The following is a 19,088-nucleotide window of genomic DNA, read 5'->3' on the forward strand; positions in this document are numbered from 1 at the left end:
GTGCCGCTGCTCTCCCCGCCGGAGCAGCGGTGGGAATGCCCTCATCCGAACTGCGACGTCACCGACGTGACCCGCGAGGCCCGCCCGCACACCCGGATGCACCGGTGCAAGGGCCTCGCGGGGCTCGACGTCCCGCTCGTCCCCGCCGGCACGCGCGCCGAGCTGCGGGTGAACGAGCGGGAGGACTACGTCGGCCGTGACGTGGTGCGGCTGCACGAGGGCCGTCCGGTCATGAACGTCACCACCGTCCGGGATGAGGGGCAGGACGTCACCGTGTTCGCGCCGACCGCGCGCGGCACCACCGACTAGGAGAAGGCGATGGCCTGGTCCAACAGCAAGATCTCGTCGGCGTTCATCACGGACGCCCTCAACCGCACGAACGCGTTCGACCTGAACTCGGACGCGTTCAAGGCCGCGCTCTACAACAACAGCATCACCCCGGACCAGACCGCCGCAGCCGCGAGCTTCGCGTACAACGCGGGCCAGTGGGCGAACACCAACGAGCAGTCCAACGGCGGCTGGGCCGCGGGCGGCGTGTCGCTCGGCTCGATCACGTCGTCGTTCGCCAGCAACGTCTTCACCTTCGACGCCGCGGACACCGCGAACGGCACCGCCGCGACGCTCGCGAACGTCTTCGGCGCGTTCGTGTACGACGACACCCTCACCACCCCGGTCGCCGACCAGGGCCTGTGCTTCAACTACTTCGGCGGCACCCAGTCCGTCACCGCCGGCACCTTCACGATCGTGTGGAACGCCGCCGGGATCTTCACCCTCACCCTGTAACCCGCCCTGCTCGACTGTCCACTTCGGAAGGAGGTGAACCCGCATGGCCGTCCGCTTCGACGCCGCCACCGACCGCGTCTCGTACACCGCGTCCGCGCCGCCCGACCCGCAGTCCGGGTTCACCTTCCTCTGCTGGGTCTACCTGTCCGTCGACCAGAACACCAACTCGACGATCCTCCGGATCCACGCCAGCTCCGGCACCAGCACCCGCTTCAACCTCGCCACCGCCACCGACGGCACCACCCCCGCCATCTTCACCCCCGGCAACACCGGCGGCGTCTCCGGTGTCGACCAGCTCACCGCCGGCGGCTGGCTCAAGGTCGCCGTCACCCAGACCGGCACCACCGCCACCATCTGGACCGCCACCCCCACCGGCGCCACCCACTCCGCGTCCGGCACCTCCTCCGGCGGGTCCACACCGGACGGCCTCACCCTCGGCGGCCGCGCCCCGTCGGACGCCACCGAGTGGTTCAACGGCCGGCTCCGCCGCGCCCGTTACTACTCGGCCGTCCTCACCCAAGCCGAGCTTGAAGCCGAGTGGGCGTCCCCGACGCCGGTCCGGTCCTCCAACGCCTGGGCGAACTGGGCGCTCGCGTCCGCGTCGGACCTCACCGACTCCGTCGCCGGCCGGAACCTCGTCGCCGGGACGACCGCGGTCACCACCGAAGACGACCCGCCGTTCGCGTTCCCCCCGGCCGCGACCGGCGCCGGCGCGGCGTCGAACGCGACCGTGTCGACCGCCACGGGTGGTACCTCGGCCCCGGCCGGGAACGCCACTGGCACCGGCGCGGCCGCTGCCCCGGCGGCGAAGGTCAGCGCGGGCGGCGGCGCAGCTGCCGGGACCGGCGCGGCCGCGGCTCCTGCCGCGGGTGTCGCGCCGGCGGCGGGGCTCGCCGCGGCCACTGGCAGCGCCCTGGCGCCCGCGCCGCGCGTCAGCCCCACCGCGTCGGCCGCGGCTGGCACAGGCAGCGCGTTCGCGGCGACCGTGACGACCTTCACGACCGAGACCAGCGCGCCCGCCGGTCTCGCCACCGGCGCCGGAGCTGCCAGCAGCGCCACCAGCTCGATCTCCCCGGCCGCCGAGGCGGCGACCGGGACAGGTTCGGCCGGGACGGCGCGCGCGAGCGTGTCTTCGGCCGCGGGGGCGGCCAGCGGAAGCGGCGCCGCTGCCGCCCCCACCTCCAACGTGGCCCTGGCGGCGGGCCGGGGCTCCGGAACCGGCACGGCGAGCACCCCCCAGCTCGCCGTGTCGGCCGGTTCCGCCACCGCGACCGGCTCCGGCTCGGCGGGGGACGCGACCGTCACCGCGACCGGCGCGGGCACCGCGCAGGCCGGCCTCGCCGCCGGGACCGGCACTGCCGGCGCGGCCAGCACCGGGGTTCGGGCACCCGCCGGTTCCGCGGCCGGTGCGGGCGCGGCGGCTCAGCCGCAGCCTGCAGTCGGTCCGCGCGCCACCGCCGCGGCCGGGATCGGTGCCGCAGCGTCGCCGAGCGGCGCGATCGCCGCCGCCGCCCAGCCGGCCACCGGTGCGGGCACAGCGGGCCAAGCGACGGTCGGCACCGCGGCCGGGTCGGTGTTCGTCCCGGCGCAGCGCGCCGCGGGCACCGGCGCCGCGCATAACGCGACCGTCAACGCCGCGAGCAGCGGCACGCCGCGGTCGTCCGGCTGGGACGGGCTGCTCGGCATCTTGCGGGACTACAACGCGGAGCGGCGCGCCGAGGAGACCCGGGTACCGGTCGCGTGTCCGCAGTGCGGGGAGCCGCTGACGGTGAACACCCGCGGGGAGCGGGTGTGCCGGTTCGACGGGACCCAGTGGGAGACCGGCGGGCGCCGGGGCTACCGAACACCTCAGCCCGTCACGGCGGGCCGCAGCTTCCCCGAGTAGCTCGGGGCCACAACTGAAGATCCGTTCCACCCCAGTCGCTCACGGGCGGCTCGGCCGAGAAAGCAAGGGCACAGGATGGACAGCATTCCCTACTGCACCAGGGAGGACGTCAAGTCCGCTCTGGACGTGGCGGAGACCGCGCGGCGCAACCCGCAGGTCGACCGCGCTGTGGTTGCGGGTGCGCGCGCCGTCGACCGGCTGTGCCACCGCACCTTCGCCCCCGTCATCCGCACCATGACGTGGGACTGGCCGAGCTCGCAGTCCCCGGCCCACAACCGGCTGTGGCTCGACGCGAACGAGCTCATCTCCCTCGACTCGATGGTCGCCGGCGGTGTCACCATCCCCGACGCCGAGGCGATGCTCCGCCCGGACGACGGGCCGCCGTTCACACACCTGGAAACCGACAACAGCACCTCGGCCGCTTTCGCCGCGGGTGCGACGACACAACGCGCGATCAGCGTGACGGGCTTGTTCGGGTACACCGACGACTCCGCGCCCGCCGGTGAGCTCGCGGCCGGGATCAACGCGGGCCAGCGCACGATCGACGTGACCGACGGCGCCGCGGTCGGGGTCGGGTCGCTGCTGCGCGCCGGCTCGGAGCGGCTGCTGGTGACCGGCCGTTCGCAGCTGGACACCGGCCAGACGCTGCAGGCCCCGCTCGTCGACAAGAACAACGCGGTCACCGTGCAGGTCGACGACGGCACCGGGTTCGCGGAGGGGGAGCAGATCCTCGTCGACGGCGAACGCATGCGAATCGACGACGTCGCCGGGAACACGCTGATCGTCGCGCGTGCTGTCGATGGGGCCCCGCTCGCCACGCACGACGTCGGCGCCGCGGTGTTCTCGCCGCGGCGGCTGCTCGTGGACCGCGGCGCGGCCGGCACGACCGCGGCCGACCATGCGGCCGGTGCGCTGTCGGTGTGGGTGCCGCCGCCGCTGGTGCGGCAGCTGAACATCGCCGAGGCGATCGTGACGCTGAACCAGGAGACCGGCGGGTACGGGCAGCAGATCCGGGCGGGGGAGTCGGCGATGAAGCTCGTCGCGTCCATTCAGGACTTGCGTGAGCAGGTGTATGCGGCGCACGGCCGCAAAGTTCGAACGAGGGCGGTGTAGTCGATGGCGAGCGTGACGATCTCCGGGCCGTTCTTCGATGGCCGCAACGACGACGCGCGGCGGCAGCTGAAGGACGACGGCTTGAACCGGCTCGGCGGGCAGGGTCTCGCGGACTGGCACCAGCTGCTCGACGCGTCCATCCGGAACCCGACGCCGTACTACGAGACGCAGCTGGCGACGGAGCGGGCCGGGGACATCCAGCTGATCCACGACCGTGACGTGATCTACGGGCCGTGGCTGGAAGGCGTCGGCTCCCGCAACGCCACGACCCGGTTCAAGGGGTACCACGCGTTGCGGGCGGCGGCGCAGCAGCTGGAGTCCGAAGCGCCGGCGGTGCTGGAACCGCTGATCGATGTGTGCGTGGGGAGGTTGAACGCATGAGCGGGTTGGACTACTCGGTGTTCCAGGAGAGCCTGATCGATCACGCGAAGCGGACGGGGATCTTCGACAAGGTCGCCGGGCACGAGATGAAGAACGGCCCGGGCCTGGGCGTGCACTGCGAGATCTTCACCGACACCATCGACCCCGTTCAGTCCTCGGGGCTCGCGGCGACGTCGGTGCGGCTCGGCATCAAGGTCCGGGTGCGGACGGACATGCTCGGTGACCCGCAGGACGGCATCGACCCGCGGATCATCCGCGCCGCGGGGGAGTTCATGGAGTCTGTGACGCGGGACTTCGAGGTCGAGGGTCAGGCTCGCTTCGTGGATCTCCTTGGCGCGCGCGGGATCCCCCTGTCGGCCCGGGCGGGTTACGCCCCGCAGGACGGGAAGCAGTACCGGGCGATGGACATCATCGTCCCCATCATCATCTCCGACGTTTGGGACCAGGAGGCCTGACGTGGCAAAGCAAAGCGGTCTCGGGGACAACCTGTACGTCTCCGGCTACGCGATCAGCAACGACGTCCGCGAACTCGGAAAGATCGGCGGCGGGTTCTCCCCGATCGAAGTCACCGGCATCGACAAGTCCGCCATGGAACGCATCGGCGGGCTCCGCGACGGCGGCATCGACCTCACCGCCTACCTCAACCCGGAAACCATCGCGGGCGGCGGCACTGTCGACGGCGCGCATAAGGTCCTCTCGCCGCTGGCGACCGCAGACCAGCTCGTCACCTACTGCCGCGGCACCAGCCTCGGCGCGCCGGCCGCGTGCTGCACCAGCAAGCAGCTCAACTACGACCTCAAGCGCGCCGCGGGCGGCGAGATCACCCTAGACGTGTCCGCGGCCGCGAACGGGTACGGCCTGGAGTGGGGTGTCCAGCTCACCGCCGGGCGCCGCACCGACGCGACCGCGGGGAACGGTACCGGCGTCGACATGGGTGTCGGCTCTCCGCCGGGGTTCACCGGTTCGGCGAACTTCGGTGCGCAGTTCTATCTGCACGTGTTCGCGTTCACCGGCACGTCGGTGACGGTGAAGATCCAGGAGTCCAGCGACAACGGCGTCGGTGACGCGTGGGCCGACGTCGTCGGCGGCTCGTTCACCGCGGCGACCGGGCGGACGTTCGAGCGGATCCAGACCGCGCGGAACCAGACCGTCGAGCGATACCTGCGCGCGGTCACCACGGGCACGTTCACGAACGCCGTGTTTTCCGTCGTCGCCGTCCGCAACGACATCTCGACCGTCTTCTAGAAAGGCCCGCCGCCATGACCCAGCCCCACGACCACTTCCAGATCTCCGCGCCGCTCGACACGCACTGGCGAGTCCGGTCGTGCGAGGAGGAGATGTGTCCGGCCCACGTGCACGGCTGGATCAGCCGGTTCGACGAGAACCTGGAGATCGGCCGGCGCCAGGCCGCGTACGTCCGCACCAAGGCCGGCCGCCGGTTCACCGAGCGCCGCACCGAGGAAGGTTTGACGGAGTTCACGTTCGCCGCCGGCCAGGACTGCTTCAACACCGTCATCCACCAGGGACGCCCGCAGCACGGCCACCTCGCGCCGCTCGGCCGGCCGGAGCTGTTCCTCGTCACCGACGACGCCAACGAGGTCCGCGTCAGCCACTCCGGGCCCGACGCGTGGGCTGACCACCTGCACACCACAACGACCGCGCTGGCGCGGCAGATCAACGGATAAGGAGCACCACCATGGCCAAGATCTCCGGTCTCGGGATGACCACCCTCAGCGTCGACGACGCCGCAGCCACCCCGCGGGACATCCGCAACGACATCACGAACTTCGACTTTGCGACCCCTCGCGCGGTCCAGGACGTGACCGGTGTCGACAAGTCCGCGATGGAGCGTCTGCTGCTCCTGGCGGACTTCTCCGGCACGCTCACCGGCGTCGTCAACCCGACCACCAACCGGTCGCACGACGTGCTCAAGACCGTGCCGTCCACCTCCGTGCAGCGAACGGTCGCGATCACCGTCGGTGGCCTGACCCTCAACAACGAGGTCGTGATCACCGACTACAGCCTCAAGCGCGCCGCGTCCGGCGAGCTCACTTTCGACGCCCCGTTCTCCCTGGCCGACGGCACCGTGCCGACCTGGTCGTAAGTCCAGAAAGGACACCGCCGCGATGGGATTCAGAAGGACGCAGACCACCTACACGCTGGAGTTCCCCGGCGAGCCCGACCCGCTCGTGGTCAAGCTGCGCCGCGGCTCGATCCGGGAGCGCATGGCCTTCGAGGCGCTCGGTGACTGGAAGAAGGGGATCGACGAGCTCCCGAAGTTCATGCTGTCGTGGAACCTCACCGACGACGACAGCGACGAGACCCTTCCGATGACCGCGGAAAACCTGTGGTCGCTGGAAGAACCGGTGCTCACGGCGCTCGTCAACGCCTACACCGAGGCGGTCTACCCGAGCGCCCCTTTAGAGCAGCCATCGACCGATGGCGCGACCGAACCCGAGCCCGCGCAGCCGGAGGCTCCGGAGAGGGACCTCGAGCTGGAGGAGTCGATGCAGCAGATGACCGTCCTCGCGAGCTAGCCCACGCCCAGACCCTCGTCGAGCTCGGCGAGCGGTTCGGGATGTCGCCACTCGCGGTGGCGGAGGAAAGCGAAGAGCTGCTCGAGTTGGTCGAGATCGTGAGGTACGCGTACCGGAAGGAGGCAAGCTAAGTGGCGAACGACGTCCGCATCCAAGTCCACTGGGACGACCCCGATGGCGCGAGATTCGCCGCGTCCCAGAAGGCCAAGGCCAAGCGCGCCGGCGAGCAAGCCGGTGACGCGTTCGCGGGCGCCACCCGGCAGAAGGCCAAGAAGGCCGGTGACGACGCCGCAGACAGCTTCAACGGCAGCTTCTCCGGCAAACTCACCAAGACGTCGATCACCGCGGCGCAGAAGGCCGGCCAGGAGGCAGCGAAGTCGTTCTCTGGCAGCTTCTCCGGAAACCTCGGCGACGAGCTCGGCAAGGCCGGCGAGGACGCGGCGAAGAAGACCCGCGAGGGCTTCGAGAAGGAAAGCAAGAAAACCCCGGCGAAGCTGCCGGTGACGGCCGACAACCCGATCGACGCGGCGTGGCGGAAAAACCTCGAGGCGTCGATCAAACGGACCGCCGGTGCGGCGCTGAAGATCCCGGCCACGCCCGACATGGACGTGTTCCGGACGGACCTCGAGGCGTCGCTGAAGAAGGCCGCAGCGCTGCTGAAGACCGAGATCCCGGTCAAGCCGGAAGAGGCAGCGGCGTTCCGTGCGAAGCTCGAGGCGATGGTCGACGCCGCCGAAGCTGGCGTGGCGGCGCACATCCCGGCGGAGGTCGACGAGGCGAAGGCTCGCGGCTCGGTGCGGAAGGCGGGCGCCGGGGTCGAGCAGGAGATGAACAAGGTCGCGAAGCGGTCGCAGGCCCAGTTCGAGGCGCTGAAGTTCGTCGGTTTGGATGTCGGGTTGCCGGCCGCGGCTGCGGTGGGTGCGGCCGGGACGACGGTGGCGTTGGCGGCGGCGGGTGCGGCGTTCGCCGGGCTTGCCGTGTACGCGGTTTCGTCGTCGGAGAAGGTCCAGACCGCGGCGAAAGGGATGGCGAACAACGTCCTCGACGACGTCAACGGGATGGGCCAGGCGATTGAAAGCGACGTCGTCGAGACGCTCGGCGACGCGGGGAGGGCGTGGGACCGGCTGACGCCGCAGGTGCAGGCAGCGACCGCGGCGACCGGGCCGGCGATCCGGGAGCTGGGTGGGTCGGTCACGGACTTCGCGGAGAACGCGATGCCGGGGATGCTGACCGCGGTCCAGAAGTCGGAGCCGGTGTTCAAGGGGCTCCGGTCGTTCCTGGGGCAGACGGGGTCGGGGCTGTCGCAGTTCTTCGCGAACGCGTCACAGGGCTCCGATGCTGCAGGTGCGGGGATGTCGCGGTTCGGTGGGACCGTGCAGCTGCTCGCGGCGCGGCTGGGGACTCTGTTCGCGAACCTGGCGAACGGCTCGTCGGGGCCGCTGAACTCGCTGCATGTGCTCGTCGACGAGGCGACGGGCGCGCTGGTCCGGATGACCGCGCAGGGTTCCGGCGTGATGGGGTTCCTGCAGGGGTTCTCGACCGCCGGGTCGGGGCTGATGACGGTGCTGTCCGGCGTGGTCAACCTCGCGTCGGCGCTCCCACCCGGGCTCACCCAGATCGGCGGGTCGCTGACGGCCACGTCGATGCTGATGTCGAAGTTCGGAGTTGACGCCACCGCGGGGTTCGACGGGTTCGGCGGCAAGGTGAAGAACCTCGCCTCGGACCTCGCGAACGCCCGCAACCCCATGAACTCCCTCAAGGCCGCCGGGACCGGACTGATCGCCGGCGCGCTGAACCCGGCCGGAATCGCGACCGGCGTGCTGAGCGTGCTGCTGATGGAGCTCGGCCGCCGACAGGAAGAGGCCGCGGCGAAGGCGCAGGCGCACGCGACAAACGTGCAGAACCTGACCTCGGCGCTGCGCGCCGACGGCGGCGTGATCGGCGCGTCAGTGCAGCAGACCACGGCGAAAGCGTTGGCGGACAAGAACGCAGCGGAGAACGCGCGCGCATTCGGATCGGACATCGGCGAGCTGACCGCCGCGGCGACCGGGCACGCCGGCGCGATGGAGAACGTGGTCGGCAAGGGTAACGCGCTGATCGATTCGTGGCAGCAGCAGGGGAAACTGTCGCAGCAGGAAGCCGACTGGAACAAAATCAACATCAAGGGGCTGGCCGACAAGGGCGGCGCCGCGGCGGACGTCGCGAACATGTACGGCAATCTGAGCGCCGCCGAGCAGACCCAGTTGCGCCAGATGGAAAACGGCATCGGCATAGCTGGCGAGCAAGCGAAGTCACTCCGCGAAACTCAGGAGTCAGCTCGCAACTTGAAGGCTGCACTGAGTGGGGTCTCGTCCGAACAGCTCAAGCTGAACGAGAGCTCGACCGTCGGGCAGGCGGCGGCTGCGAACCTGAGCGAGGCGTTCAACCAGCTCGCGAAAGCCGGCGGTGACGTCCAGGCCAAGGGCGCCGCGATGGTCGAGGTATTCGACTCCCTGCACGGCTCGCAGCTGCGCGCGGAGGACGCCCAGCAGGCCTGGAACGACCAGATGCGCACCGCGGGTGACCTGCTCAAGGGGTTGAACCTGCCGGTGCACAACAAGGACTTCCTCAACGCCGCCGGAGCGATCAACACCACCTCGGAGGCCGGGTCGAAGCTGCAGAACTGGGTCCAAGAGGCCGCGCAGCACATGGGGGCGTTCGCGCAGTCGATGCACGACCAGGGCAAGTCGGCCACCGAGATCACGCAGGCGCTGGAGCCGATGGAAGGCCAGCTCCGGAACCAGCTGAAAGCGTGGGGCCTCAACGACAAGCAGGTCCAGGCGGTGCTCGAGCACTACGGCGCGATCCCGGAGTCGATCGAGACGGTGCTGAAGGTCTCGGGTGGCGAGGCGTCGAAGGTCCAGGTCCAGACCGTGCTGGAAGAGCTGCTGAAGATGCCGCCGGAGAAGGGTGTGAAGGTCTCGACGCTGACCGAGGACGCGAAGAAGAACTTGGAGGACCTCGGGTACCAGGTGGTGGCGTTGCCGGACGGCACGTTCCAGGTGTTCGCGAACACCCAGGCCGGGAAGAACGCCGCGGACGCGCTGATCAACGAAGTGAACCACTACGAGGGCACGGTGACGGTCCACGCGGACACCGGGTCGGCGGACGGTTCGGTGCAGGTGTGGCAGCAGCGCGCGGACGGCACGGTCGGCATGACCACGACGGACACGCGGGTAGACCCGGCGACGAACAAGATCCAGACGTGGTTGCGGCAGGCGAACGGTTCGTGGGCGTGGACGAACACCGACTCCCGCATTGACCCGGCGACGGGGAAGGTGCAGCTGTGGGTGCAGAGCACGAACGGGAAGTGGGCATGGGTCAACGCCGGCGCGAACACCGCCTCGGCTGAGGGCGCGCTGAACTACGCCGCCCGCACCCGCACCGCGACGATCAACGTCGGGGTGAACTACCGCGAGTCGGTACGTGTGCCGAACACGAACCTTCGGATGTTCGCGAAGGGCGGCACAGTCGGGTACGCGTCGGGCGGCGAGGTCCAGTCGGTTCCGCGGTTCGCCGTCGGGGGGATGCGCGCGGTCGATATCCGTGGCGGTGGGGTGCTGCCGCCGATCGGCACGGGGACGTCGGACTCGATCCTGGGCCTGTCGTCGCGTGGGCTGATGCGCGGCGCGGCGGGGGAGATGGTGATCCGCGCGTCGCAGACCCGGAAGCACCGCCGCCTCCTCGAAATGATCAACGCAGGTGTGGATGGGTTCTCCGGCGGTGGCGCCGTCGAGTCGGGCACCGTGTCCCGCGCGACGTGGGAGAGCTTGCTCGCGGCCGGCTGGAAGGGCGACCCGACCGACGGGATGGAGGCGCTGTATCCGCCTGGCGGGTCGGCGGTTTCGGGTTCGGTGCCTCGGTCGACGTGGGATGCCCTGTACGCGTCGGGGTGGCGTGGGAACCCGAACGATGGGCAGGAAGCCTTGTACGCCCCGGCCGGTGGCAGCAGGACGGCTTCGGCTGGTGGCGGCTACCGCTCGGCGGCGGCCGCGCCGGTGGTTCGGCTGGAGTGGGCGACGTCGGGTAACTCGTCGCTGGAGAACCTGCTCATGGAGGTCATCCGCAACTTCGTGCGTGTGCAGGGCGGCGGCGACGTCCAGACCGCGTTCGGGAGGTCGTGATGGTGTTCCCGTACGACCCGCTGGACGTCGTGGTGGAGATGAACCTCGGGGGCTGGCGGAACGTCACGTCGGACGTGTACGCCCGCGACAAAATCAAGATCACGCGAGGGCGGCAGAACGAGCAGGGCGCGGTCGGGCCGAGCAGCTGCCAGCTGACGTTGAACAACCGCACCGGCAAGTACAGCCCGCGGAACCCGACCTCCCCGTACTACCCGATGCTCGGCCGGAACACCGCGCTGCGGGTCGGGGTACGCGTCGCCAAGGACGCGTTCGGCCGGACGACGTCGAACGGGCTGGGCACCGCCGACGTCGGCGGCGGCTGGACCACGGTCGGGACCGCGTCCCGGTTCGCGACGAACGGGTCGGCGGCGACGCTGTCGTTCCCGACGGCCGGGGACAGCCTGATCGCGTACCAGGCCGGTCAGGTGTACGGCGACGTCGACGTCTCCTGCACCGTCACCCCGTCCGTCAGCGACGTGACCGGTGCCGCGTTCCAGCCGCTGGACGTCATCCTCGGCGGAGTGTCCACATCGGACTACTACCGGGCCCGGCTGCAGGTGTCGGTCGCCGAGGTGATGTCGCTGACGATCTCCCAGGTCGGCGGCAGCTCCTACTCCGCGGCCACAATCACGAACTTCTCCTACCTCGGCCAGCCGCTGCGGATCCGGTTCCAGCGGGACTCGCAGACGCTGCGCGCGAAGATCTGGGACGCCGCCACCGTCGAGCCGTACGCGTGGAACTGCGAAGCCCACGTGTCCACGCTGTACCGCCGCGCCGCAGGCTGGGTCGGGTTCGGCGGCGCGACCTCAGCGTCGAACACCAACGTCCCGGTCACGTTCACCTACGACGACTTCGAGGTCCGGATCCCGCGGTTCGCCGGCGAGATCGCCGCGTTCCCCCCGCAGTGGGACGTGTCCGGCCGCGACGTGTACACCCAGATCGAAGCGGCCGGGCCGCGGCGCCGGCTGACGCAGGGCTCGTCACCGCTGAAGTCCACGTACCTGCGCGGCAACCAGACAATCTCCCCGGCGCACATCGCGTACTGGCCGGTTGAGGACCTGTCCGGCTCGACACAGATCGCGTCGGGTCTCGGCGGCGCCCCGATGTCGCTGGTGCTCGGCAAAACCGACTTCGCCAGTGACTCCAGCTTCCCGGGGTCGGCGGCGATCGCGAAAACCAACGCGTGCCGGTGGGTGGGCCCGATCCCGCGGAACCCGGCGACCGGACAGATCCAGCTGGTGCACCTGCTGTCGGTCCAGTCGTCCGGCGAGGTCGACCAGGCCACGCTTGCGCAGATCCAGACCAACGGGACCGCCGCGTTCATCGACTGCTTCTACCAGTCCGCGGGCGGCGGTGGCCTGAAGCTCGCGTTCTACGACCCGGCCCGCACGTCGTTCCACATCTCGGGGACGTTGCCGTTCGCCTTGAACGGCCGGCCGGTGCAGCTGTCGGTGGAGCTGACCCAGAACGGCGGGAACGTCGACTACACCGTCGCGACGCTGGAGCCCGGGCAGGCGATCGGCGTGGCGTCCGGCGGGACGGCGCCGGGCTGCACGATCGGCGCGGTCACCGGGCTGTTCATGAATCCGTACCGGCAGGCCACCTCGAGCGCGTTGGGGCACATCGCGGTCCGGTCGAGCATCACGTCGATCTACACGCTCTCCGACCAGCTGTCCGCCTATGCGGGCGAGAAGTCCACCAGCCGGAATCTGCGGCTGGCGGGGGAGAACTCGATCGGCTACAGCTACACCAGCGGTGAGGCGTTCACCGACCAGTTCATCGACTCGGCGACGGTCGGGACACAGACCCGCAAGTCGGTCCTGGAGCTGATGGACGAGGCCGCGGACGCGACGTTCGGGACGATCTACGAGTCCCGCTCACACCCGGGCCTGTGGCTGCGAGAGCGCTCATCGTTGTACAACCAGCTCGCCGCGCTCACCTTGAACTACGCGGCGGGGCAACTGGTGCCGCCGTTCCAGCCGGTCGAGGACGACCAGAACCTCCGCAACGACATCACCGTCACCCGCTCCGGCGGGTCCAGCTTCGAGGCGGTGCAGACCACCGGCCGGCTCGCCGTGACCCCGCCGACCGTCGGGACGGGGGTGGGCCGGTACGACGACGCCGTCACCCTGAACCTCTACACCGACGACCAGCTGGTCGGCGCGGCTGGGTGGCGCCTGAACCTGGGTACGGTCGACGAGGCCCGCTACCCGAAGATCTCGGTGAACGTCGCGAAGCTCGCCACCATCTCGCAGCAGTTGGCGCTGGACGCGATGAGCGTGAACCTCGACGACCGGATCGTGATCACGAACCCGAAGACGCTGATCGCGCCGGACACCATCACTCAGCTCGCCCGCGGCTACTCGGAGACCCTCGGCGGGAAAGAGTGGGAGATCACCTTCAACTGTGCGCCGGCGTCGCCGTACGAGGTGATGGTGCTGGACTCCAACGGCATGGGAAAGATCGACTCCGACACCAGCTTGCTCGCCGGGGACGTCACCTCCACCGCCAGCAAGGTCCTCGTGGTCGACACGTCCGGGTGCGGCTGGACCACCGACCCGACCCAGCTGCCGATCCCGATCACCGTCGGCGGCGAAGCGATGTCCGTGACCGCCGTCGGAGGCTTCGGGCCCAGCTTCGTCGCGGCCGGCACGGCCGCGGTCGGGAACAACGCGTCCGTCGTCCCGGCGCTGCCGGCGGGGCTGGCCGAGGGTGACGCGCTGCTGGTGCTCGCGGCGATCCGGAACAGCCCGGACGGCACGCCGCAGATCCCCGCCGGGTACCGGCTGCTGGGGTTCGCGAACAACCTGTGCTTGCTCGGGAAGATCGCGCAGGCGGGCGAGGCGGCGCCGACGGTGACGTTCTCCAACGGCGTCGCGAACGCGACCACGCTCGCGCAGTGCGCCGCGTTCCGGGGCTGCTCAGTCGAAGTGGTCGGCGCGAACGCGCAGCTGAACAGCTCCGCGCAGAACATCGCGTATCCGGCGATGCCGGTCGGTGCGCAGCGCTCGGTGGTGCTGTACATCGGGTGGAAGCAGGACGACTGGACATCGGTCGCGACGATCGCCGGCGCGACGGAGATCGGGGAGCCGTCCTCGACGACCGGTGACGACGCCGGGCTGGTGTGGGACTACGTGATCCAGCCGTACAGCACACCGGCAAACATCGCGTCCGGGTCGTTCACCGTCACCGGTGGGGCGTCGGCGATCTCCCGCGGCATGGTCGTCGAGCTCAACGGCAACGCCCAGCTGATGACCGTCACCCGTTCCGTGAACGGCGTCATCAAACCCCAGACCGCGGGCACCAACGTGTCCTTGACCCGCCGCGCCACGATCGCGTTGTAGAAGGGAGGAAACCGTGTCATACCAGGCAGGAACGACGCTGACGGCGGCGATGCTGAACCGGATCATCGCGTCGGCGCAGCCGTCCTCGAACGACACGTTCACGACCTCGACCAAGGTGCTGTCCGCGGACTCGGTGTCGTTCACCGCGATCGCGACGCACTCCTACGCGATCTCGTGGGGGACCCAACACTCGTCGTCACCGTCCAGTTCGAACACGATGTGCTGCCGATGGATCAGCGGCGCCGGGCCGATCACGACGTCCAGTTCCATTCTGTGGCAACGAATCATGCAGTCGACCGGCGGCAACGACACCTTCTACACCCGACGCACCGTCCCGGCCGGTGTGCTGTCCGGGCTCGTCACGATCGGCATGACCGGTCTCGCGAACTCCGGTGCCACCACCACGATCTACGGCGGTTCCGTCGACCGGGAGCTGCTCGTGGAAGACCTGGGGCTGTGATGAACCGTCCACAGTGGATCGGCGTGCCGCGGTGGCTGATCGCCGCGCACACCACCGCCGTCGGCACCGGCTACCTTCTCGGGCCCGCGCAGTGGTCCTCCGGTGGCAGCTTCGCGTTCATCCGCGGCCTCGGTGTCCCGATCCGAGTGTGGGGCGCGGCTTTCGTACTGGCCGGGCTGCTGCTGCTTTTCCGGCGGTACACCGCCGGGCACGCGGTCGCGGTCGTCGCCGCGATCTTCTGGGGGATCGGGCTCGCGGTCACGCTGTTCACCGACCAGGCGACCGGATGGGGCGGCCCGATCCACTACCTGCTTTTCGTCGGCCCGATCAACGGGCTCGCGCTGTGGCAGCGCACCAGCTACCGGATGACCGCGAGGGAGACACCCGATGCGCGCACGGATTCCTGAGGGGGCCAGGTGTATGTCGCCGCTGACGCGATCCCGGCGGGCTCTCCGTGGTGGCTGTCGCTCGCAGGACTCGTCGGCGCGGTCCTCATCGCCTACATCGCCGCCCGCGGACCGGTGTGGGTCGAGAAAGCCAAGAGCCGCTTCGGGAAACCGGCCGACCCGGCGCCCGCCCTGGCGAAAGCGGACACCCCCGCCGCCGTCAAGAGCGACCCGGGCAGCGTCACCGGCGAGGCCGTGCTGCGCGAGTGGCTGCGCTCGGTCGAGCGGAAGAACAAACGCCTCGAAGCTCGCTGCGATGCGCTGGAGGCCGAGCTGTATCGACGAGGCTGGGACGGGAGGTTGCCGTGACCGAGCACGATGACCGAACCGCCGACGACCGGCTTCACGAAGGCCTCGCTCTGGTGCGGCAGGAGGCGGCGGCCGCGGCCACCGACGAGGCCCGGAGCCAGTTCTGGAACCGCGACTGGCCGCGGAAGGTCGCGCCGCTCGTCGCTGTCGTCGCGCTGCTCGTGTCGATCCTCGGCTCGGCCGCGGTGGTGTTGTGGTTCGGTCCGCAGCTGGCTGGCCTGTCGGCGCGGCAGGCCAGCCAGGACACCACGATCAGCTATCTGCGCGGGCAGGCGGACGCCGCGAAGACCGCCGGGGACCGCGCGAACGCCGAGCTGGCGCGCCGCGGCCAGGCACAGGTCCCGATCCCGTCGCCCGGCCAGGCAACGGATACCGAGGTGATCGTGGCGTCGGCGACGGCGCGGGTGCTGGCGCAGCTGCCTGCGACCCGGCCGACCGCGGCGGAGCTCGGCGCGGGGATCGCGGCGTACTTTGCGGCGAACCCGATCACGGTGCCGGGGCCGTCGCCGATGCAGGTCGCGGCGTCGCTGGCCGGCTACCTGGCCACGAACCCTCTCCCGGCGGGCCCGAAGGGTGACCAAGGGAAGGAAGGGGACCAGGGGAAGGAAGGCCCACAGGGGCCGGAAGGCAAACCGGGCCGCACTCCGACGACCGAGGAAATCCAGGACGCGTTCGCGACCTACCTCCGCGACCACCCGGACGCGTTGTGCCCGCGTGGTGGCCAGTTCGCGCAGGTCCGGGTCGTCCTCGCCGACGGCGGCACCGCCGACACCTACACCTGCGTCGTCGCCACCCAACCGCCGCCCGTGACCTCCACGCCACCGGCGGACAGCACCGAACCCAACCCGCCCCTTGGAGGCAACTGATGGACCTGACTCTCGCCGTGATCCTGCTCGGGATCGCGTTGCTGCTTGTCGGCGTCGCCGTGATCGTCGCGCGCCCGGCCGCCCGCTACGTGCTGGCCGGCCTGGGCGGCGGGCTCGGCGGTGTCGTCGCGCTGATCCTCATCCTCGCCAAGGCCGGAGGCTGACGTGGCCGTTACCTTCGCGATCGACATCTCCCACCACCAGGACAAGGCGCTCAGCCTCGCTCGGGCCCGCGCCGACGGATGCGAACTCGCCATCCTCAAGGCCGGCGAGGGTTCGACGTTCGTCGACCCGGACTTCACCTCGAACCTCGCCGAGGCCCGCGCGGCCGGGCAGCTGGTCGCCGCGTACTGGTACCAGCGCTCCAGTGCGACCGCGGCGCAGCACGTCGCGAAGATCCGCAGCGTGGTGCCGCTCGACGTGCCGGTCATCCCGGACGTCGAGGCGAACTCCGGCGGTGTCCAGCTGACCAAGGACCTCGTCGGGCAGCTGCGCGCCGCTGGGTACCGGGTGCCGCTGCTGTACCTGCCGCCCTGGTACTGGCGCGACCACCTCGGCTCGCCGTCGCTGGCCGGTCTGCCGCCGCTGTGGTCCAGCCGCTACCCGGACAACGTCGTCGGGCTGCTCGCCGACGAATGGGCTCGCGTCCCCGTGTCGTACTGGAACGGCTACGGAGGCCTGCCCGTCGCGCTGCTTCAGTTCACCAGCTCGGCCCGCATCGCCGGCTATCAGCCGCTGGACGCCTCGGCGTTCCGCGGGACCCGAGACCAACTCGCCGCCCTGCTCGGCGGCGCCACCACCCAGGAGGTACCCGACATGGACAGCAACCAGGACCAGCTGCTCCGCGAGCTGCACCTGTACGTCTCCGGTGCCGGCGGCGCACACCGCCCGCCGGACAGCACCGTCCCGCTCACCGCCCGGCTCGACAACCTCACCAAGAGCCTCGGCGACCTCACCGCGCTCGTCGCCCGCAGCGGCGGCGTGTCCGCCCAGCAGATCGCCGCCGCGCTCCTGCCCGCCCTCCAGGACACCACCCGCGACGCCCTCGCCAACGCCGAAGGCGACAACCCCGACGAGTTCGCCCAGGCCGTCGTCGACAAGCTCGGCGCCGTCCTCCACGCCGCGGCAGGTGCCCAGTGACCGCGCTCAGCGACCGTCTCGTTTCCTGGCTCCGCACCATCGTGCCGAGCGTGTGGTCGGCGCTTATCACGTGGCTGGTGGCCCTCGGCCTGCCGGAGAGCGTCACTGGCGCTCTGAACGGGCTGTGGGAGACCGTGCTGATGCCGGTGGTGTTCGGCGTCATCTACGCGGCGCTGAGGGCCGTCGAGGCGAAGCTGCCGCCGTGGGCCACCCGCGTGTTGCTGGGGTCGAACCAGCCGCCCAGCTACGGCGTCAGCCGGGACGGGACGCCGCGGATCACGAGCCTGCCGGAGAACCACGACCCGGGGCCGCCTCCGGTGCTGGGCGGCCCGATCAACGACTGACGCTGGACACGACTCAGCCCCCGACCCTGCAGAGTCGGGGGCTGAGCTGCGCAACCGGGTGTGCGGGAACCGGAGCGCGGAAACGCCGCCGCGCCCTCGGGGGAATGGGACGCCAGCTCGGAGGCGGAGCATGGCGTCGGCGCGGCCAGCGCGGGTCAGTCGTCGTCGTCCGGGTCGGTGTCGTCGAGAATCCACCAGTCCTTCGCCATCGCTCTCCTCCTTCCGTGGTCACGAGGTTCGAGGCCGGACCCCCAGGCGGTGCGTGCCCAGGGGCCCGGCTCCGCGCCCGCCCCAACGGCCGAGGCGCGGCCTGAGGACCTGCCGGGGCCCGGAGCCGCGTGAGGGCCCCGGCAGGTAGCCGCCCGCGGCCGGTCGGACGGCTGTTCCGCGACTGCTCGCCGTCGTGATCGGCGAGCCCGCGGAGTTGGAGTGCTGCCGGACCCGCGAGGGGCCCGAGCCCGGCAGCGCGCCGCGCCACCCCCTGCGGGGCGCGGCACCCGGCCGGCGCGCACGGGGAGGGTGACGCGCCGACCGGGCCGATCAGGGGGAGCGCTGACCCTCGTGCCAGTGCTCGCACACCCACGCTGCACCGGTCCCCACCCGGTACGCCGTGTGGCAGTGCCGGCAGCTGTGCACCTCGAGCTGCGCAGGTGTCCAGCTCGCGATCTCGTCGTCTGATGCTCGCCGGTGGTGCAGCCCAGGGGCCGGGGTCGCGTGCGTGATCGCGAGGCTCACGTCATGCCCCACTTCGCCGAGCACGCCGCACACGGCACGCCGCCGGTCAGGTCGAGGCTGAGGTCAACATTCGGGAAGATTCCGGCGCCTGTGTCGCTGCACCACGTCGACGCCATGGTGACGCCGTTACGCAGCCGGGGTCCGTAGAACCAGTGGACGGCGCCGGTTTCGATGTACCGGCGCGGGTAGAAGTCGGCGCCGCCTGCGTCCCGGCGGCTGGTGGCGTCGACCGTGAACACGACTGCCTCTTCCGGATCCGCGTTCATCGTCCGGCCCGTCGCGCGTCCTCGAGGTCCTTGTCGGTGGCGGAGACGTTGACGCGCAGCTGCCCGGACCGGTCGCCCAGGACGAGCGTGGGGCCGTCGCCGTATGCGATGACGGCCACGACACGGTCGGCCTTCGGGTCCGTCGTGAGACCGGTGTACACCGGCACCTCTTCTCCGGTCACCAGGTCGGTCAGCACGACGAGGTGCTCTTCGCGCCACCCACGTCCCGTAATGTCCATCGCCGCCCCCGCGGTAGAGTCGCTTCGTCAGCAGCAGCGTTCTTGCCGTTCTGACCGTTCTCGAAACATTGGAACGC

At 70.5% G+C, this 19,088-nt stretch carries 21 protein-coding genes; 19 read left to right on the plus strand and 2 right to left on the minus strand.

Annotated elements, in window-relative coordinates; all coding sequences use genetic code 11:
• The 19 genes from ACZ61C_RS24360 (at nt 1) to ACZ61C_RS24450 (ending at nt 17,771) form a co-directional block, all read left to right on the plus strand.
• A complete protein-coding gene (locus ACZ61C_RS24360; RefSeq protein WP_465310100.1) occupies nt 1–309 on the plus strand; it encodes a hypothetical protein in 309 nt (102 codons plus the stop codon).
• A 9-nt stretch (nt 310–318) separates the two neighbouring features.
• Nucleotides 319–783, plus strand: a complete 465-nt coding sequence (locus tag ACZ61C_RS24365; protein WP_465310101.1) for a hypothetical protein — start codon at nt 319–321, stop codon at nt 781–783.
• Nucleotides 784–826: 43 nt separating this feature from the next.
• Nucleotides 827–2,668, plus strand: a complete 1,842-nt coding sequence (locus tag ACZ61C_RS24370; protein WP_465310102.1) for a hypothetical protein — start codon at nt 827–829, stop codon at nt 2,666–2,668.
• Nucleotides 2,669–2,743: 75 nt separating this feature from the next.
• Complete coding sequence (locus ACZ61C_RS24375; RefSeq protein ID WP_465310103.1) at nt 2,744–3,781, plus strand: hypothetical protein; 1,038 nt, start codon at nt 2,744–2,746, stop codon at nt 3,779–3,781.
• A gap of 3 nt (nt 3,782–3,784) precedes the next feature.
• Nucleotides 3,785–4,162: a hypothetical protein gene (locus ACZ61C_RS24380; RefSeq protein WP_465310104.1), complete on the plus strand. Its 378-nt coding sequence runs from the start codon at nt 3,785–3,787 to the stop codon at nt 4,160–4,162.
• Nucleotides 4,159–4,617: a hypothetical protein gene (locus tag ACZ61C_RS24385; protein WP_465310105.1), complete on the plus strand. Its 459-nt coding sequence runs from the start codon at nt 4,159–4,161 to the stop codon at nt 4,615–4,617. Before ACZ61C_RS24380 ends, ACZ61C_RS24385 begins: the two co-directional genes overlap by 4 nt.
• A gap of 1 nt (nt 4,618) precedes the next feature.
• Complete coding sequence (locus ACZ61C_RS24390; RefSeq protein WP_465310106.1) at nt 4,619–5,407, plus strand: hypothetical protein; 789 nt, start codon at nt 4,619–4,621, stop codon at nt 5,405–5,407.
• A gap of 14 nt (nt 5,408–5,421) precedes the next feature.
• Nucleotides 5,422–5,847, plus strand: coding sequence for a hypothetical protein (locus ACZ61C_RS24395; protein WP_465310107.1), 426 nt, complete (start codon nt 5,422–5,424; stop codon nt 5,845–5,847).
• An 11-nt stretch (nt 5,848–5,858) separates the two neighbouring features.
• The gene (locus tag ACZ61C_RS24400; protein WP_465310108.1) at nt 5,859–6,266 is read left to right on the plus strand and encodes a hypothetical protein; all 408 of its coding nucleotides are present in this window, start codon (nt 5,859–5,861) and stop codon (nt 6,264–6,266) included.
• 22 nt (nt 6,267–6,288) lie between these two features.
• A complete protein-coding gene (locus ACZ61C_RS24405) occupies nt 6,289–6,699 on the plus strand; it encodes a hypothetical protein (protein ID WP_465310109.1) in 411 nt (136 codons plus the stop codon).
• Between the two features lie 131 nt (nt 6,700–6,830).
• Complete coding sequence (locus tag ACZ61C_RS24410) at nt 6,831–10,862, plus strand: hypothetical protein (RefSeq protein ID WP_465310110.1); 4,032 nt, start codon at nt 6,831–6,833, stop codon at nt 10,860–10,862.
• Nucleotides 10,862–14,206, plus strand: coding sequence for a hypothetical protein (locus ACZ61C_RS24415; protein WP_465310111.1), 3,345 nt, complete (start codon nt 10,862–10,864; stop codon nt 14,204–14,206). Before ACZ61C_RS24410 ends, ACZ61C_RS24415 begins: the two co-directional genes overlap by 1 nt.
• Before the next feature lie 13 nt (nt 14,207–14,219).
• Nucleotides 14,220–14,666 carry a hypothetical protein gene (locus tag ACZ61C_RS24420; RefSeq protein WP_465310112.1) on the plus strand — a complete coding sequence of 149 codons (447 nt, stop codon included), beginning with the start codon at nt 14,220–14,222 and terminating at the stop codon, nt 14,664–14,666.
• A complete protein-coding gene (locus ACZ61C_RS24425; RefSeq protein ID WP_465310113.1) occupies nt 14,666–15,073 on the plus strand; it encodes a hypothetical protein in 408 nt (135 codons plus the stop codon). Before ACZ61C_RS24420 ends, ACZ61C_RS24425 begins: the two co-directional genes overlap by 1 nt.
• 9 nt (nt 15,074–15,082) lie before the next feature.
• Nucleotides 15,083–15,421 (plus strand): hypothetical protein, encoded by a 339-nt coding sequence (locus tag ACZ61C_RS24430; RefSeq protein WP_465310114.1) that lies wholly within the window; start codon nt 15,083–15,085, stop codon nt 15,419–15,421.
• Nucleotides 15,418–16,287, plus strand: coding sequence for a hypothetical protein (locus ACZ61C_RS24435; RefSeq protein WP_465310115.1), 870 nt, complete (start codon nt 15,418–15,420; stop codon nt 16,285–16,287). Before ACZ61C_RS24430 ends, ACZ61C_RS24435 begins: the two co-directional genes overlap by 4 nt.
• Nucleotides 16,287–16,451 carry a hypothetical protein gene (locus tag ACZ61C_RS24440; RefSeq protein WP_465310116.1) on the plus strand — a complete coding sequence of 55 codons (165 nt, stop codon included), beginning with the start codon at nt 16,287–16,289 and terminating at the stop codon, nt 16,449–16,451. The genes ACZ61C_RS24435 and ACZ61C_RS24440 overlap by 1 nt, the downstream gene beginning before the upstream one ends.
• Nucleotide 16,452: 1 nt before the next feature.
• Nucleotides 16,453–17,427 (plus strand): glycoside hydrolase family 25 protein, encoded by a 975-nt coding sequence (locus tag ACZ61C_RS24445; RefSeq protein WP_465310117.1) that lies wholly within the window; start codon nt 16,453–16,455, stop codon nt 17,425–17,427.
• A complete protein-coding gene (locus ACZ61C_RS24450) occupies nt 17,424–17,771 on the plus strand; it encodes a hypothetical protein (protein WP_465310118.1) in 348 nt (115 codons plus the stop codon). The genes ACZ61C_RS24445 and ACZ61C_RS24450 overlap by 4 nt, the downstream gene beginning before the upstream one ends.
• 731 nt (nt 17,772–18,502) lie before the next feature.
• Here ACZ61C_RS24450 and ACZ61C_RS24455 read toward each other — a convergent pair.
• Both ACZ61C_RS24455 and ACZ61C_RS24460 read right to left on the minus strand, forming a co-directional pair.
• Nucleotides 18,503–18,772, minus strand: coding sequence for a hypothetical protein (locus ACZ61C_RS24455; protein WP_465310119.1), 270 nt, complete (start codon nt 18,770–18,772; stop codon nt 18,503–18,505).
• On the minus strand, nt 18,769–19,011 hold the full coding sequence (locus ACZ61C_RS24460) for a hypothetical protein (protein ID WP_465310120.1): 243 nt from the start codon (nt 19,009–19,011) through the stop codon (nt 18,769–18,771). Before ACZ61C_RS24460 ends, ACZ61C_RS24455 begins: the two co-directional genes overlap by 4 nt.
• Between the last annotated feature and the right edge of the window lie 77 nt (nt 19,012–19,088).

This window comes from Amycolatopsis sp. NPDC104587, from assembly GCF_055583645.1.

Bases quoted from the DNA above. Each gene is read 5' to 3' on its own strand.
- ACZ61C_RS24365 (WP_465310101.1), top strand. From the start codon at position 319: ATGGCCTGGTCCAACAGCAAGATCTCGTCGGCGTTCATCACGGACGCC.
- ACZ61C_RS24370 (WP_465310102.1), top strand. From the start codon at position 827: ATGGCCGTCCGCTTCGACGCCGCCACCGACCGCGTCTCGTACACCGCG.
- ACZ61C_RS24375 (WP_465310103.1), top strand. From the start codon at position 2,744: ATGGACAGCATTCCCTACTGCACCAGGGAGGACGTCAAGTCCGCTCTG.
- ACZ61C_RS24380 (WP_465310104.1), top strand. From the start codon at position 3,785: ATGGCGAGCGTGACGATCTCCGGGCCGTTCTTCGATGGCCGCAACGAC.
- ACZ61C_RS24385 (WP_465310105.1), top strand. From the start codon at position 4,159: ATGAGCGGGTTGGACTACTCGGTGTTCCAGGAGAGCCTGATCGATCAC.
- ACZ61C_RS24395 (WP_465310107.1), top strand. From the start codon at position 5,422: ATGACCCAGCCCCACGACCACTTCCAGATCTCCGCGCCGCTCGACACG.
- ACZ61C_RS24400 (WP_465310108.1), top strand. From the start codon at position 5,859: ATGGCCAAGATCTCCGGTCTCGGGATGACCACCCTCAGCGTCGACGAC.
- ACZ61C_RS24405 (WP_465310109.1), top strand. From the start codon at position 6,289: ATGGGATTCAGAAGGACGCAGACCACCTACACGCTGGAGTTCCCCGGC.
- ACZ61C_RS24415 (WP_465310111.1), top strand. From the start codon at position 10,862: ATGGTGTTCCCGTACGACCCGCTGGACGTCGTGGTGGAGATGAACCTC.
- ACZ61C_RS24425 (WP_465310113.1), top strand. From the start codon at position 14,666: ATGAACCGTCCACAGTGGATCGGCGTGCCGCGGTGGCTGATCGCCGCG.
- ACZ61C_RS24440 (WP_465310116.1), top strand. From the start codon at position 16,287: ATGGACCTGACTCTCGCCGTGATCCTGCTCGGGATCGCGTTGCTGCTT.
- ACZ61C_RS24455 (WP_465310119.1), bottom strand. From the start codon at position 18,772: ATGAACGCGGATCCGGAAGAGGCAGTCGTGTTCACGGTCGACGCCACC.
- ACZ61C_RS24460 (WP_465310120.1), bottom strand. From the start codon at position 19,011: ATGGACATTACGGGACGTGGGTGGCGCGAAGAGCACCTCGTCGTGCTG.